Here is a 15,460-nt window from a genome sequence, read left to right on the forward strand (position 1 = left end):
GCCGCTGATCCGTCGGGGTGCCGGTGCCGGCACCCCGATCGGTCAGTGCAGCGTGAAGACGACCGCCGCGCCGGTGTCACGTACCGACACGCCGAGGCCGGCGACCGGCCGGGAGATCGCGTCCTGGTACGGCGTGCCGGGCAGGCCGTCGCGGAACACCACGACCGTCCGCACCCCGAGATCCCGCAGGTACGCGACGCTGCTCTGGTCCGGGAACGCGGTGGCCACCTTGCGGATCTGGTCCTGCCGCGCCGGCTGGAACCCGCTGCCGCCGTTGACCATCGTCGGGAAGCCGTCGGTCGACCAGTACATGTAGCGCTCGTCGGTGAGCTGGTCGGTCGGCAGGATCAGCACCGGGCCGGCGACGCCGCGCAGCTCGTGCGGCTCCGGCGGTACGACCGGGTGCGGCGTCCGGTTCCAGCCCTCGACCAGCACCAGCAGCAGCGGTACGGCCACGAGCACCCGCAGCGCGGGGCCGAGCCGGCGCGGGTTGCGTCCGCGGGACAGCGCGACCTCGCCGGCCCGGTCGCCGAGTGCGCTGACCGCGCCGGCCGCCAGCAGCGCCAGCAGCAGCGTCGTCCACACCACGAGCCGCCCCGGCGTACGGATCGCGTCCCAGGCGGGCAGATGGTCGTGCAGCAGCAGGTACGTGTACCTCCCGCCGCCCGGGAAGCGGGTGCCCATGCCCAGCACCACGCTCACCGCGACGCCCGCCACCAGCAGCACCCGGGTACGCACCGACCACGTCGACAGCACCACGCCGAGCAGCGCGAACGCCAGCAGCACCATGCCCACCAGCAGCGTCATCTCCGGCTGGAACGGCAGCGCCTCGCGCGCCTTCGCGTGCGCGTCACCCCACAGCGACGACTGCTCCGGCGCGATGAAGTAGCCCTGCCAGGGCGGCGAGAACCAGGCCAGCTCGGCCGCACCGCGTCGCGCGTACGGGTGGGCGTTCACCGCCCGCAGGTACGGCAGCCCCATGTACAGGCAGGTCAGGCCGAACACGACCAGGCCGACCAGGTTGCCGACCAGCAGCGACACGTGGAACGCGCCGGCGCGCCGCCGGATCCGCCGCACCAGCCAGATCACGCAGCCGACCACCACGACCAAGCCCAGCACGTACGCGAAGGGCAGGCCGAGGCCGAAGCCCAGGGTGACCTGCCAGGCGGCGACCAGCCAGCCGCCGAGCGCCCAACCCCACCGGATCCGGCGTTGCGGCGGCGCGTCCCGGCGCAGCGTCACGCCGTGCCCGCGGGCCAGCATCGCCAGCGCGAGCGCGATCCCGCCGGTGGACAGGATGTTGAGGTGACCGCCGTGCGCCAGCCGCCACGGCGCGTACGCGAACGCGGCGGCGGCCATCGCGGCGGCCGCCCGACGCGCCCCGACCTGCCGGCACAGCGCGTACGTCCCGACGAACGCCAGCGCGTGGACCAGCACGTACAGCACGTTGTAGCGGACCAGGGCGGCCACCGGACCGCTCCCGATCATCCCGAGCGGCGCATACCCCAACAGACTGTCCGAGTACGCCAGCGTGTCGTGCTCGGGATAGAACGTGTTGCTGTCCCACAGGTGCAGCGGGTTGGTCAGCAGCGCGTGCCCGTCCCAGGCGACCTGCCAGGTCTGGAGCAGCGGATCGTAGATGTCCTGCGGGACCGTACTCGCCGGGTGCAGCATCGTCGGCCAGGTCAGCACCACGGCCAGCAGCAGCCCGGCGACGCTCACCACCGTCCACTCGTGCCCGGCGAAACGCGCGAGCGCCGCGCCGACCCGCCGGCCCCGGCCGGGCTGCTTCGGCTCCACCGGGGCGAAGCGCGACCACCGCCCCTCCGGATCCGCGCCGCCCCCGCCCTTCCCGGAGTCCACCTTCCCGGCGTCCGTCTTCCCGGTCGCTGGCTGAGCGGTCGCCGGCTGTGCGGTCGAGTCCGCGCGCGTCGGTTCCGCGACGGACCCGTCCCGGTCGGTGTCCGGCGTCGAGACGCCACCGTCCCGGTCGGTGCCCGGACGCACGGCCGTACCGTCGCGCAACGTCTCGGAGTCCCGACCGGGAACGGGCGCGTCGTCGTCCTGGTCCGGCGCGGCCTTGCGGAGGGTCAGGTTGGCCGCGAGCCCCGGGTTCGCCCGCGCCGGCCCGGTCGGGCCCGAGCCGTCGCCGTCCCGGGACGCGGGCCCCGCCGTCCGGTCGTCGGTCATGAGGCCAGTCTCTCCCGCAGGTACGCCACGTCGGCGGTGACGGCGGCCGCGCCGTTCGGGTTCTCGACGACGGCGGTGGCGCCGGACGATCCGATGACGTGGACGACCAGCTCCGGGTCGAGCGCGCTGTCGGTGATGTTGGCGTGCCGGTCCCGGCCGGAGTCGAACCCGTCGTTGGTCCCGTTGGCGTGCACCAGATCCACCCGGCCGGTGATACCGCGCAGCCGGTCCACGATGCCCGTCAGGTCCTCGCCCCCGCAGTACGCGTGGCAGGTGTCGAGGCAGAAGCCCGGCTCGAACTCGCCGATCGCGTCCCACAACCGGGCGAGGTTCTCGAACCGCCGGGCGCACGCGTGATCGCCGCCCGCGGTGTTCTCGATCAGGATCGGCAGCGGGTATCCACCCGTCTTCGCCGCACCCTGGAACGCCTTGCGCCAGTTGTCGAAGCCGACCTGGATGTCGTCCTTGGCGGTCACGTGCCCGCCGTGCACGATGAGCCCCTTCGCGCCGATCGCCGCGGCCGCCTCGGCGTGCTCGGCCAGCAGCTTCCGGCTCGGGATCCGCAGCCGGTTGTTCGTCGACGCCAGATTGATCCGGTACGGCGCGTGCACGTACAGCTCGATCTCGCCGGCGTCGGCGGCCGCCCGCAGCTCCGCGGCTCTCGGGTGCGGTTGGGGCGTCTCCCACGCCTGGGGATCGGAGAGGAAGAACTGCACCGCGTCCGCACCGACCGCCTTCGCCGCGGCCAACGGATCGTCGGACTCCACATGTGCCCCGATACGCATGGGGGCGAGCCTACGGCGTCGGTCCGACATCGCGCGCTCCGAACCGACCCCACCGCATCCGTACGGTCGGGTGCCGGTCACGCGCGGCGAGTGTCGCCGTCGCGTACGGAAAAGGGGAAAGGCACCGGGTTGTGTGGCTTACCGCGGGGTAGCAAGATAGGGGAAATCTTGCCGAGCCGACCCGGCGTCGTGGGAGCGCCCGCGTCGGCTTCGACGGCCGAAATTCACGAGAACCCGCGTCACTGACCGTGATGAGCTTCGTTGACAAGGTAGGTTCGCGCGCGACGCGGACGCCTCATCGACCTGGGGAGATCAGAAACGTGCGAATCAAGTCGAGACCATTCCGCCGCCCGTTCGTCGCCGTCACGGCGCTGGCCGCCGGTGTCGCCGGCGTCGGCGCGGCGCTGGTCCTGGCCTCCGGTGCCAGCGCCGGCCCGTCGCCCGCCGCGACGATCAACTACACGGGCAACTGCGGCGTCGCCGGCCTGCTGAGCCAGTCGAAGCCGGACACCACCGACCCGGTGACGGTCCCCGACGGCAGTTCGGTCGTGTTCGTCAACAAGATGTCGGTCAAGGCGACGCTGGTCATCGGCCAGGACACGTACAAGGACATCGCGCCCGGTGACGGCAAGTCGGTCACCATGGACCAGGGCACCGTGCACCCGAAGATGGAGCCGCAGTGCGGCCTCCTCGGCGGCAACGAGACCGGGTTCAAGGCGGCGACGGTGACGGTCACCGCGGCCAAGCCGAGCCAGCCGAGTACGGGTGGCGGCTCGTCCTCGGGTGGCGGTTCGTCGTCCGGCGGCTCCGGTACCAGCGGCTCGGGGTCGTCCGGCCACCAGGGCGGTTCGACCGGCGGCACGGACACCAAGGCCCCGGTCCCCGGCCACCAGCCCAACGGCGGGACCGTGCCGAAGGTGCACCAGCCGGTGGCCCGCGGCGCAGTACCGTCGGAGGCCGCCGCGCCGGGTGCCGGTTCCGGTACCAGCGGCGGTGGCGGCGAGATCTCCGGCACCTCGATCCCCGAGCCGCCGCAGCCGGTCGCGGCCAAGCCGGTGAGCGACAACGGGCCGTCCAGCGCGACCAGCGTGCTCGCGCTGATCGCGGCGGTCTGCCTGGTCGGCGTCGGTGCCGCCGCCGTCCGCACCGTGCTGGCCCAGCGCCACCAGGGGTCGGCAGCTTGATCCAACTCACATAGTCTCCGCGGGGCGTTCCGGCTCCCACCTCATCGGTGTGGTCGTTCCTCCCCAGGTCCCACCCAGGTAAGGATTCGGACCGGGCGCCCCGCGGCTGTTATCGTTCCAGAGTTCGGTACCTCGCCGCGGGGTCGATCCCCGCGGTTTTTCGTCACCGGACGACGCGCAGACCTCCTGCCACGGAAAGTCCGTGGCCGCCTGAGTCCACAGGGGGTGAGAGCTGTCTTGCGTCACTACGAAGTCATGGTGATCCTCGATTCTGATCTTGAGGAGCGCACCGTCGCACCGTCGCTCGACCAGTACCTCAACGTGATCCGCACGTCGGGCGGATCGGTCGAGAAGACCGACGTGTGGGGCCGCCGCCGCCTCGCGTACGAGATCGACAAGAAGACCGAGGGCATCTACGCCGTCATCGACCTGCAGGCCGAGCCCGCCGCGGTGGCCGAGCTGGATCGGCAGCTCCGACTCAACGAGTCGGTCCTGCGTACGAAGGTCCTCCGCCCCGAACTTCACTGAGAAGTACCGACTCTGGCCGTTTGTGTCGCACTCCGGTGCGATCCTTCGGTGCGAGCCAGCTCGGACGACCACGGTCGTCGGAGATCGCGAACGGTACGAGTTTTCTGGAGTGAGTCATGGCAGGAGAGACCGTCATCACGGTCGTCGGCAACCTCGTCAACGACCCTGAGCTGCGTTTCACCAACTCCGGCGCCGCGGTCGCCAGTTTCCGCATCGCGTCGACGCCCCGCACCTTCGACCGCCAGTCCGGCGAGTGGAAGGACGGCGAGGCGCTGTTCCTGACCTGTTCCGTGTGGCGCCAGGCGGCGGAGAACGTCGCCGAGTCGCTGCAGCGGGGCAGCCGGGTCATCGTGCAGGGCCGCCTCAAGCAGCGGTCGTACGAGACGCGTGAGGGCGAGAAGCGCACCGTCATCGAGATGGAGGTCGACGAGATCGGCCCCTCCCTGCGGTACGCGACGGCCAAGGTGCAGAAGATGTCGCGGAGCGGCGGCGGTGGCGGCGGCGGGTTCGGCGCCTCCGGCGGCGGTGCACCGGCCGACGACCCGTGGGCCTCGGCCACTCCGGCCGGCGCCCGCTCCGGCGGCGGTAACAACAGCAGCTTTGACGACGAGCCCCCGTTCTAGCCGGACGTCCGCGCCCGGCACACGTACGTGAAAGGCAACACTAAAATGGCGAAGCCTGCGTCTTTGCGCAAGCCGAAGAAGAAGGTGAATCCTCTCGACAAGGAGAAGATCACCTATGTCGACTACAAGGACACCGCGCTGCTGAGGAAGTTCATCTCGGACCGCGGCAAGATCCGGGCGCGCCGGGTCACCGGTGTCAACGCCCAGCAGCAGCGGCAGATCGCCCGGGCCATCAAGAACGCCCGGGAGATGGCTCTGCTGCCGTACACCGCGCAGAACCGCTGAGGGGGCGTGACATGAAGATCATCCTCACTCAGGACGTTTCCGGTGTCGGCGAGCCGGGCGACATCGTCGACGTGAAGAACGGCTACGGCCGTAACTACCTGCTGCCCCAGGGTTTCGCGATTCCGTGGACCAAGGGTGCCGAGAAGCAGATCACGTCGATCAAGCGGGCCCGTACGGCGCGCGAGATCCGCAACGTGGACCAGGCCCAGGAGGTCAAGGCCCAGATCGAGGCCCTCAAGGTCACGCTGCGGGAGCGTGCCGGTGACGGTGGCCGGCTGTTCGGCTCCGTCACCCCGGCCGAGATCGTCGACGCGGTGAAGGCCGCCGGCGGTCCCGAGCTGGACCGGCGCCGGCTGCAGCTGGCCGGCCACATCAAGTCGCTGGGCAGCTACCAGGTCCAGGTGCGACTGCACCCCGAGGTCGCCGCGACGGTGACCCTCGACGTGGTGGCCGACAAGTAGTACCCGTGGCCGCGGTGACGCGGTCGTGCGTCCGGGCCGGGCGGTGACCCGGCCCGGACGCCGCGGGTGGTTCAACACTTCGCGGGACTCCGCCGCTGTTCCATCCGGCTCGGGCTGACTAGGCTCCGGGTGGATGCACCACCAACCAACCAAGTGGGTACGGACCGGTCACCCCCGACGTTCCGGGCCCCACGAGGGGACCGTCATGCGCCGCATGATCGCCGCCGCCGCGGTGTGTGCCGCCGGCCTGGCGTTGACCGGCTGCAAGGGATCGGCGCCGAGTTCCGCCCCGACTCCCGGCCCGGCGGCCACGAGCGCCCAGCCCGGACCGACCACCGGCCGGGCGCAGACCCGGCAGGCCACCGCCACGCTCGCCGCGGCCGTCCGCAAGCTTGGTACGACGAGCTTCCAGTTCGACGGCGGGTCCGGCATCGCCCGGGTCACCGGCGCGTACGACCCGGTCCACCGCACCGGGACGTTCGACGGGTCGTTCGGCATCGGTGCCGGCCAGGCCCTGGTCATCGGCACGACGCTGTACGTCAAGGGTGTCGCCGAGGATCCCGACGTGTGGCTGCGCATCGACACCACCCGGCTGGCGCCCGGCAACGTGCTGTCCGAGGCGACCGACCCGACCGTACCGACGGGGTATCTGGCGCTCGTCGAGTCCGCGCGCCGCACCGGACCCGGGCAGTACGCGGGGAGTGTCGACGTGGCGAAGCTGACCCGCGCCGCGCGGTCCGACCGTGGCGCGCAGGAACTGTTGACGCTGCTCGGAAACGACCCGGACAAGGCCACGTTCGAGGCGACCGTGGACGGCGCGGGACGGCTGACCGAGCTGTCCGTCACGGTGACGCCGAAGGGCAGCACCGCGACGACCACCGTGACCACCCGGTACCACGACTTCGGTACGCCGGTGCGCGTCAGCGCGCCGCCCGCCGGCACGGTGCGCGACGCGCCGCAGCAGCTCTACACGGTGCTCGCGCCGACGCCCGGGTCGTCCGGCAGCCCGTCGCCCAGCGCCAGCAGGTGAGCCGGCGCCGGGCGCGCACGGTGCTCCGTCAGGCGTTCGCCTTCAGGTACGACGCCACGGCCTCGGCGGCGAGCCGCGCCGCACGCTCCGCCGTCTGTACGGTCGCCCCCGCCAGGTGCGGCGTCAGCACCGTACGCGGGGCGGAGAGCAGGCGGGAGTCGGTGGCGACCGGCTCCGTCTCGTACACGTCGAAGGCGGCCGCGCCCAACTGGCCGCTCTCCAACGCGTCCACCACCGCGTCGTAGTCCACCAGGCCGCCGCGCGCCGTGTTCACCAGCGTCGCGCCGCGCGGCATCCGCGCCAACTCCGCCGCACCGATCATGCCGCGCGTCTCGTCCGTGAGACGCGCGTGCAGGCTCACCGCCGTCGACCGTGACAACAACTCCGGCAGCGGCACCGACGTCTCCGCCGGATCCGTCAAGTACGGGTCGTGCACCAGCACCTCGGCGTCGAACGCGCGCAGGATCCGCGCCACCCGACTGCCGATCGCGCCGTACCCGACCAGGCCGACCGTCGCGCCGCCCAGCTCCGTACCGCACTCGGACAGCGCGTAGAGATCGCTGCGCCACTCGCCCGCGCGTACCGAGGCGTGACGGGCCGGGAGCTGACGGAGCGCCGCCAGCAGCAGCGCCACCGCATGCTCCGCCGCCGCCACCGCGTTACGACCCGGCGTGGTGCGAACCTCGATGCCGCGCTCCGCGGCCGCCGCCACGTTGACGTTCACCGGGCCGCCGCGGCAGCACACGATCAACTTGAGCGAGTCCGCGGCGGCCAGTACGCGGGACGTGAACGGGGCCATCTGCGTGATCGCCACCTCCACCCCCGACAACGCCGCGATCAGCTCGTCCTCGTCCCCGGACGCCTCGTCCACCTCCGCGATCGGACCATACGGCTCGTACGGCCAGGGCAGCGTGAGCACCGACGGCGTGACCGCGTCGGGGCCCAGCTCGGCCCGCAGCGCATCGAGTACCAGGGCGTCGGTGACGAAGTGGTCCCCGGCGATCAGTACCTGGGTCGGACTCACGGACTGCTCCTCTCGCATTTTGGGACGCACTATCGATTGTTCGATTGTTCAACTGTCCAATTGTTGAACAGTTGAACAAAGCGACAATTGAACAATCGATAGGCACAAGATCAACTCGCTACCTCGTAGCGCGCGCCGTGCTCGGCCAGGTCGGCCAGTTCGGCTTCGGTGGCCTGGTCGTCGGTGATGATCCGGTCGAAGTCGGTGACGTGCGCGTGCCGGTGCAGGGCGACGCGCCGCAGCTTCGTGTGGTCGACCATCAGTACGGAGCGCTGCGCTGAGCGCATCATGGCGCGCTTGACCAGTACGATCTCCTGCTCCTGGTGGTACGCGTACTCGCCGGAGACCGCCGACGTGGAGGCGAAGAGGACGTCGACCCGTACGGATTCGATGGCTTCGATGCAGGGCACGCCGAGGAACGAGTCGTGGGTCGGGTAGTACTCGCCGCCGAGGGAGATGAGCCGGATCCCGGGGTTGGTGGTGAGCAGCTTGATGGTCTCCAGGAAGTTGGTGACCACGGTGAGCGGCGTGATGTCGGTGAGCAGGCGCGCGAGTTCGAGGGTGGTGGTGGAGTCGTCGAGCATGATCGCCATGCCGGGTTCGACGAGGTCGCGGGCGTGCCGGGCGAGTGCCTGCTTTTCCTGGTGGGCGGCACGCATCCGGTACGCGACGTTGCTTTCGAAGACGCTGGACGGTTGGGAGCTGACTCCGCCGCGGAACTTGCGTACGACGCCTTGGCGTTCGAGTTCGTCGAGGTCGCGGTGGATGGTCATGAGGCTGACGTGGAACATCTCGGCCAGGTCGGCGGCCGAGACGGAGCCGTGTGCCAGGACGTGTTCGGCGATCTCGGACTGCCGTTGGGCTGGCCGGCTCCGCTCATCTGTGGTCATGGCTTCCTCGCTGCCGGGTCACGGTTCGGGTCGGTACGGCACGGGCGGCACGTTGAACGCCGCCAGGGCAATGTTTCCCGGTCGTACCAGAAAGGTGGTGAGCGAGGTGGGAACCAGGTCGGGCAGCAGGGCTCGGTACCTGCTCAGCGGCGCGCCCATCACGTCGGTGACGAGCAGCCGGATCAGGGTGGAGTGTGCGACGGCGAGGATGGTGCCGTCGGGGTCGGCGGCGACGAGGTCGGCGAGTCCGGCGCGGGCCCGGCGTACCGCGTCGGCGGGGTGTTCGCCGTCGGGGAAGTGGTGGGTGACGGGGTCGCGGAGGAACGCGTCGACGGCGTCGGGGTGGCTGGCGCGCAGTTCGTCGAGGGTGTGGCCTTCGGCGATGCCGAAGTGCAGTTCGCGCAGCCGCGGTTCGACGGTGGGGGTGAGGCCGACGGCGGCGGCGACCGGCCGGACGGTCTGTCGGGTACGTCGCAGGTCGGTGCAGGCGAGGCTGGTGATCCCGGCGGTACTGGCCCATTCGGCGAGCCGGGCGGCCTGCCCGGTGCCGACGTCGTCGATGTCGATGTCGCTGGATCCGGTGTACCGGTTGGGCGAGTGCCATCCGGTACGCCCGTGGCGGGCGAGGACGACGGTGGTCACGCGGACACCTCCGCGTCGCGGAGCGCGGCGTCGGCGAGGGTGCCGTCGATGGAGCCGCGCCGCGCGAGTTCCCGCACGAATCCCGCGTACGCACCGGCGAAGCGTTCGGGTCCGCCGTCCCGCGGCGTGACCTCGACGTACGGCCGGGCCATGTGCGCGGCGGTCGCGGCGACGGAACCGGTGCCGGCGGCGGCCAGTACCGCCATTCCCACGGCGGGTTCCGCCCCGTCGGGTACCCGGAGCGGCCGGCCGAGTACGTCGGCACGCAGCTGGTTCCAGTACGTGCTGCGCGCGCCGCCGCCGGTGAGCGTGATCGGCCCGTCGGTGCGCGCGCCGAGCGCACGCAGGTACGCGTAGGAGAGCCGTTCGACGAACGCGACGCCTTGCAGCAGCGCGGCGTACCGGTCGGCGTCGTCGGCGAGGTCACCGACGACGAACGGCTCCGCGGCCGGGTCGACGAACGGGAACCGCTCCCCCGGCACCGCGATCGGGTAGCTGAGCGCGCCGGCCGGCTCGTACCGCCGGGCCCGGTCGGCGAGCGCGTCCAACTCCGCGTGCCCCAGCCCCGGGTACGCCGCGGCGATCGCACCCGCGCCGGCACTCGACGCGCCGCCGGGCAGCCACCCGCCGTCGGGGTGCCGGTGCGAGTACACGGCGCCGCCGGGGTCGGTGAGGCGCTGCGCGGTGACGCCCTTGAGTACGAGGGTGGTGCCGAGCACGGCGTTCCAGGCGCCTTCGGTGAGCGCACCGGCGGCGAGCTGCGCGGCACACCCGTCGGTCATGCCGGCGCGGACCGGAATCCCCACCGGCAGCCCCGTGTACTCGGCGGCTTCGGCGCTCAGCACGCCGAGGTCCGTCCCCGGCCGTACGACCGCGGGCAGCAGCGAACCCGGTACGTCGAGCCGGTCGAGTACGGCGGTGGGCCAGTCGCCGGCGTCCAGGTCGTACCCGGTCTTGAGGGCGTGGCTCCAGTCGGTGGCGACCGGTCCGCCGGTGAGCCGCGCGGCGAGGTGGTCGGCCTGGTGCGCGAACCGCAGCCGGCCGGCCGCCGCGTCCGCGCGCAGCGTGGCGTCGTGCCGCAGCAGCCACACCAGCTTGGGCAGCGCCCACGTCCGCTGCATCGCGTACCCGAGGGTGGCCCAGAGCCCGTCGCCGGCGTCGAGCACGTCGCGGACCTCGTCGCCGGCCCGGGCGTCGTCGTACATGAGGGCGGTGGTGCGGGGGTGGCCGTCGCGGTCGGTCAGCAGGAACGTGCCGGACGTGCTGTCTATGGCGAGGCCGCGCACCGGGGCACCGCCGGCCGGTACCGCCGCGCGGCAGGCGTCGCCGAGCGCGCGCCACCAGGACTCGGGGTCCTGCTCGTGCCGGCCGTCGGCGCGGCTGCTGGTCAGCGGTGCGCTGCCGGTGCCGCGGGTGGTGCCGGTGCCGTCGACCAGCGTGACCCGCACGCTCTGCGTGCCGACGTCGACGCCGGCCCAGAGGCCGTCCGGGCCCGTCTGCGTGTCGCCCATCGGTACGGCGCCTCCGCCTCGACGTTCATGCGATTGACGATGTGAACTTAACACAGATCAATGCAAACAAGAGGTGAAGATATGGGCCGCTGGTCGCAGCCGCCCTCGTCGGTATAGCGTTTCTGATATGCGTACCGCCGTCCTCGCGGACATCCACGGAAACCTGCCCGCCCTCGACGCCGTCCTCGCCGAGATCGACCGCGAGGGTATCGACCGCATCGTGCTCAACGGCGACATCGCCACCGGCCCGATGCCCGCCGAGACCCTCGACCGCCTCGCCGACCTCGGCGACCGCGCCGTCTGGGTACACGGCAACGCCGAGCGCGAACTCGTCGCGGCGTACGACGGGCGGCTCGACCCGACCCTGCCGGACCTCGTACGACTGCCCACCGAGTACGGGGCGGGTCGGCTCGACCGGCGGCACCGCGACCTCATCGACGGGCTGCCGCTGACGGTCGACCTGGACGTCGACGGGCTCGGCCGGGTCACGTTCTGCCACGCCACCGGGCGCAGCGACACCGAGATGCTGCTCGTCGACTCGCCGATGGAGAAGTACCGGGCGGCGTTCGACGGGCGGACCGCGCCGACCGTGGTGCTCGGGCACACGCACATGCCGTTCGACCGGCTCGCCGACCGGCGCCGCTTCGTCAACCCCGGCAGCGTCGGCATGCCGTACGGCGGGACCGGTGCGTACTGGGTGGTGCTCGGGCCCACCGTCGTCCTGCGCCACACCCCGTACGACACGGAGCGGGCGGCGGCGCAGCTGCTCGCCGCCGCCCCCGAGTACCCCGGCATCGAGGACTTCGTCCGGGAGAACGTGCGCGCGACCCCGTCCGACGCGGAGGCGCTGGAGGTGTTCACCGCGTTGGCCTGAGCCGCGCCGCGGTACGGATCAGCCCGGCCAGTTCGCGCAGGTCGGCGTCCTCGGTCGACCGGGCCACGGCGGCCACGGTGTCCGCGAGCCGGTCCGGCCGTACGCCCTCGGCGTAGCGGCCGTTGCGCAGCCACTCGGCGAACGCGGCGACCGCCTGGTCCGCCCGCAACCGCGGCGCCGCGTCCGCCAACGGACCGTCCACATCGGACACCGACACCGTACGCGCGGCCTCCCTCGCCCGGCCCGAACCCGGGTCCTGCCACCGCACCCGCGCCTCGGCCAGCCGGCCGGACGCTCCCCGCGCCAGCGTCACCTCGTACAGCGCGGTCACGCTGTGGCCCGGACCGACCCAGCCGCCGTCGACCGCGTCGTTCCGGAAGTCGTTCGCGGCCAGCCGCCGGTCGTCGAACCCGATCAGCCGGTACTGCCGCACCTGCTTCGGATCGAACGTGACCTGCGCCTTCGCCGCCCGCGCCCGTACCTCCAGGTTCGCCGGGAGCTGGGTGGTGAACACGCGACGGGCGTTGGCGCGGTCCCCGACGTACACCGCCATGCCGTGGCCGTGGTCGGCGAGCTGCTCCATCAGCGCGTCGCCGTAGTCGCCGCCGACCCCCACGCACAGCAGCGTGATCCCGTCGCCCGCCTGCTCCGACACCTTCCGCAGGATCGTCCTCGAATCGGTGTCGCCCTGGTTGGCCAGCCCGTCCGACAGCAGGACCACCCGGTTCGTCTCCCCCGACCGGTACCCCTCGCGCGCCACCCGGTACGCCGTCTCCACCCCGCTGCCCAGGTTCGTACTGCCGTCCGCGGACAGGTCGTCGATCGCGCCGTCCAGCGCGTCCCGGTCCCGCGCCGGCGTCAACTCCCGCAACACCCTCGGCTCGTCCGCGTACGCCACGATCGCCACCCGGTCCGTCGGCCGCAACTGCCGTACGAGCGTGTGCAGCGCGTCCTTGACCAGGTCGAGCTTGCCCGTCTCGGCCATCGACCCCGACGTGTCGATCGCGAACGTCAGCGCCGCGTCCCGCCGCGACGCCGCATCCTCACCCCGGGTGCGCAGCCCGATCCGTACCAGCCGGGTGTCCGCCGCGGGCAGCCGCGCCCCGTCCGCGCTCACCGTGAACCCCGACCCGGCCGGCTCCGGGTAGTCCTGCCGGAACGCGTTCACGAACTCCTCCGGCCGTACGGTCGCCGCGGCCGGCAGCGCGCCCGCCCGCAACCGCTGCCGCGCGTACGAGTACGAGGCGGTGTCGACATCCAGGGCGAACGTCGACTTCGGCGTGGTCCGGGCGTCCACCGGCGGTGCCTCGGCCGGCGCCTCCGTCGCCGCACCCGTCGGGCCCGCCGGCCGTACGGGTTGCGCCGCGCCGCCGTTGCTCGACGAGTGCTGCGCGGCCGTACACCCGGCGAGCAGCGCCAGACCGGCCACTCCGGCCACGATCGTGACGCTCCGTCTGATCCGCATCGGAACCTCCCTGCGTCGGTTCCCCCTCCGACGCGCCACGCCCCGGCCCGGATCCGTACGTGGCCGAGTCGTGGCCGTACCGCCATCACCCCGTGTCGGTACGGACAGTGACGGCCAATCCGGCATAGACTCGGCCGGGTGGCACGGGCGAACGACGTCGTGGCCGGCCTGCTCTCCGAGTACGCCGAGCTGCTGTCCATCACCGGCGGCGACCGGTTCAAGATCCGGTCGTACGAGAAGGCCGCCCGCGCGGTCGGCGGTCACGCCACCGATCTGTCCACACTGGACGAAGCGGGCGTGCAGCAGATCCCCAACGTCGGCAAGTCCATCGCCGGCAAGGTCGTCGAGGCGCAACGGACCGGCACGTTCCCGCAGCTGGAGGAGCTGCGCGCGAAGATCCCCGCCGGCGTCCTCGACCTCATGCGCATCCCCAACCTCGGCCCCGCCAAGGCCCTCACCGTGTACCGCGAGCTCGGCATCAGCTCCACCGACGAGCTGCTCGCCGCCGTCGACGCCGGCCGGCTCCGCGAACTCAAGGGCTTCGGCGAACGTACCGAGGAAGTCATCCGTACCGGCATCGCGCTCGTCCGTGGCGGCGCCGGCCGCGTCCTCATGGCCACCGCCCTCGAACTCGCCGAGTCCATCGTGGACAGACTCGCCCCGCTCGCCGACCGCTGCACGTACGCCGGGTCGCTGCGGCGCGGCAGGGAGACCGTCGGCGACATCGACATCCTCGCCGCCTCCCCCGACTCCGGGCCGCTGATGGCCGCGTTCGTCGAGATGCCCGAGGTCGACAGCGTCCTCGTACGCGGCGACAAGAAGACCTCGATCCGCACCCGCGCCCATCCCACCGCGGCCTCCGCGGAGGGGAGTACGTCGGCCGGCCTCCAGGTCGACCTGCGCGTCGTCCCCGTCGAGGTCTGGGGCGCCGCCCTCCAGTACTTCACCGGATCCAAGGAACACAACGTCCGCACCCGCGAGATGGCCGTCCACGCCGGCCTCAAGCTCTCCGAGTACGGGCTGTTCGAGGCCGACACCGGCGAGCTGATCGTCGCCGCCACCGAGGAGGACGTGTACCGGCGGCTCGGCCTCGACTGGGTACCGCCGACGCTGCGCGAGGACCGCGGCGAGGTCACCGCCGCGCGTACCGGGGACCTGCCCGACCTCGTCACCGTCGAGTCGCTGCGCGGCGACCTCCACACCCACACCGACCTCACCGACGGCGTGTCCACGCTCGACGAGATGCTCACCGCGGCCGCCGCCCGCGGCTACGAGTACTACGCCGTCACCGACCACGCACCCGAACTCTTCATGCAGCGCATGACCCTCGACAAGGCGCTCGCCCAACGCGCGCGGATCGAGGAGCTGCGCCGGACGTACCGGTCGATGCGGCTGCTGCACGGCACCGAACTGAACATCGCGCCCGACGGATCCGTCGACTGGCCCGAGGACGTGCTCGCCGAGTTCGACATCTGCGTCGCCAGCGTGCACAGCCACTTCACGCTGTCCCGCGACGAACAGACCCGCCGGCTCATCCGCGCCTGCGAGAACCCGTACGTGCACGTCATCGGGCACCCCACCGGCCGGCTCATCGGCCGCCGCGAACCGATCGACCTCGACCTGCCCGCGGTGTTCGACGCCGCCGCGCGTACCGGGACCGCGCTGGAGATCAACGGCGGGCCGGACCGGCTCGACCTCCGCGACGAACACATCCTGTGGGCGAAGGAGCGCGGCGTCACGTTCGTCATCGACTCCGACGCGCACGCCGTCCCGCAACTCGACTTCGTCCGGTACGCCACGCTCACCGCGCAACGCGGCTGGCTCACCGCCGACCGCGTCCTCAACGCCTGGCCGTACGAGAAGGTCCTCGCGTTCCTCACCGCCACCTGACCGTTCGGCGAGCGCTTTCCCTTACGCCGGGCCCCGTGACCGTACGGGCTGTGGACAGCGGTTGCCTGTGGACGGCGC

At 72.0% G+C, this 15,460-nt stretch carries 15 protein-coding genes; 8 read left to right on the top strand and 7 right to left on the bottom strand.

Annotated features, from left to right (window positions below; all coding sequences use genetic code 11):
- Positions 1-42: 42 nt before the first annotated feature.
- Complete coding sequence (locus tag Aru02nite_RS20700) at positions 43-2,190, bottom strand: hypothetical protein (RefSeq protein WP_239076827.1); 2,148 nt, start codon at positions 2,188-2,190, stop codon at positions 43-45.
- Entirely contained in the window at positions 2,187-2,975 is a 789-nt protein-coding gene (locus tag Aru02nite_RS20705; protein ID WP_203660124.1) for a deoxyribonuclease IV, read from the bottom strand. Before Aru02nite_RS20705 ends, Aru02nite_RS20700 begins: the two co-directional genes overlap by 4 nt.
- 320 nt (positions 2,976-3,295) lie before the next feature.
- On the opposite strand from Aru02nite_RS20705, the gene Aru02nite_RS20710 reads away from it, so the two are divergent.
- From Aru02nite_RS20710 to Aru02nite_RS20735, 6 genes are all read left to right on the top strand, one after another.
- Positions 3,296-4,159: a hypothetical protein gene (locus Aru02nite_RS20710; RefSeq protein ID WP_203660126.1), complete on the top strand. Its 864-nt coding sequence runs from the start codon at positions 3,296-3,298 to the stop codon at positions 4,157-4,159.
- 237 nt (positions 4,160-4,396) lie between these two features.
- On the top strand, positions 4,397-4,687 hold the full coding sequence (gene rpsF / locus Aru02nite_RS20715) for a 30S ribosomal protein S6 (protein WP_203660128.1): 291 nt from the start codon (positions 4,397-4,399) through the stop codon (positions 4,685-4,687).
- Positions 4,688-4,803: 116 nt separating this feature from the next.
- A complete protein-coding gene (locus Aru02nite_RS20720; RefSeq protein WP_203660130.1) occupies positions 4,804-5,310 on the top strand; it encodes a single-stranded DNA-binding protein in 507 nt (168 codons plus the stop codon).
- A gap of 45 nt (positions 5,311-5,355) precedes the next feature.
- Positions 5,356-5,595 carry a 30S ribosomal protein S18 gene (gene rpsR / locus Aru02nite_RS20725; protein ID WP_203660134.1) on the top strand — a complete coding sequence of 80 codons (240 nt, stop codon included), beginning with the start codon at positions 5,356-5,358 and terminating at the stop codon, positions 5,593-5,595.
- An 11-nt stretch (positions 5,596-5,606) separates the two neighbouring features.
- A complete protein-coding gene (gene rplI, locus Aru02nite_RS20730) occupies positions 5,607-6,056 on the top strand; it encodes a 50S ribosomal protein L9 (RefSeq protein ID WP_203660137.1) in 450 nt (149 codons plus the stop codon).
- A gap of 205 nt (positions 6,057-6,261) precedes the next feature.
- Positions 6,262-7,086, top strand: a complete 825-nt coding sequence (locus Aru02nite_RS20735) for a hypothetical protein (protein WP_203660139.1) — start codon at positions 6,262-6,264, stop codon at positions 7,084-7,086.
- A 28-nt stretch (positions 7,087-7,114) separates the two neighbouring features.
- On the opposite strand, the gene Aru02nite_RS20740 is transcribed toward Aru02nite_RS20735, so the two are convergent.
- The 4 genes from Aru02nite_RS20740 to Aru02nite_RS20755 form a co-directional block, all read right to left on the bottom strand.
- Positions 7,115-8,110, bottom strand: coding sequence for an NAD(P)-dependent oxidoreductase (locus tag Aru02nite_RS20740; RefSeq protein WP_239076828.1), 996 nt, complete (start codon positions 8,108-8,110; stop codon positions 7,115-7,117).
- A 110-nt stretch (positions 8,111-8,220) separates the two neighbouring features.
- Positions 8,221-9,000 carry a DeoR/GlpR family DNA-binding transcription regulator gene (locus Aru02nite_RS20745; RefSeq protein ID WP_203660143.1) on the bottom strand — a complete coding sequence of 260 codons (780 nt, stop codon included), beginning with the start codon at positions 8,998-9,000 and terminating at the stop codon, positions 8,221-8,223.
- 18 nt (positions 9,001-9,018) lie between these two features.
- Positions 9,019-9,642 carry a histidine phosphatase family protein gene (locus Aru02nite_RS20750; protein ID WP_203660145.1) on the bottom strand — a complete coding sequence of 208 codons (624 nt, stop codon included), beginning with the start codon at positions 9,640-9,642 and terminating at the stop codon, positions 9,019-9,021.
- Positions 9,639-11,153, bottom strand: a complete 1,515-nt coding sequence (locus tag Aru02nite_RS20755; RefSeq protein ID WP_203660148.1) for an FGGY-family carbohydrate kinase — start codon at positions 11,151-11,153, stop codon at positions 9,639-9,641. The genes Aru02nite_RS20750 and Aru02nite_RS20755 overlap by 4 nt, the downstream gene beginning before the upstream one ends.
- Before the next feature lie 127 nt (positions 11,154-11,280).
- Here Aru02nite_RS20755 and Aru02nite_RS20760 point away from each other — a divergent pair, with 127 nt between their 5' ends.
- The gene (locus Aru02nite_RS20760) at positions 11,281-12,027 is read left to right on the top strand and encodes a metallophosphoesterase family protein (protein ID WP_203660150.1); all 747 of its coding nucleotides are present in this window, start codon (positions 11,281-11,283) and stop codon (positions 12,025-12,027) included.
- Here Aru02nite_RS20760 and Aru02nite_RS20765 read toward each other — a convergent pair.
- A complete protein-coding gene (locus Aru02nite_RS20765) occupies positions 12,011-13,492 on the bottom strand; it encodes a vWA domain-containing protein (protein ID WP_203660152.1) in 1,482 nt (493 codons plus the stop codon). The two genes, Aru02nite_RS20760 and Aru02nite_RS20765, sit on opposite strands and share 17 nt — an antisense overlap.
- 138 nt (positions 13,493-13,630) lie before the next feature.
- Between Aru02nite_RS20765 and polX the strand changes: the two genes are divergently transcribed.
- Positions 13,631-15,382 (top strand): DNA polymerase/3'-5' exonuclease PolX, encoded by a 1,752-nt coding sequence (polX, locus tag Aru02nite_RS20770; protein WP_203660154.1) that lies wholly within the window; start codon positions 13,631-13,633, stop codon positions 15,380-15,382.
- Positions 15,383-15,460 lie beyond the last annotated feature (78 nt).

It is taken from the genome of Actinocatenispora rupis, from assembly GCF_016861975.1.
GTDB classification, from domain to species: Bacteria; Actinomycetota; Actinomycetes; order Mycobacteriales; family Micromonosporaceae; genus Actinocatenispora; species Actinocatenispora rupis.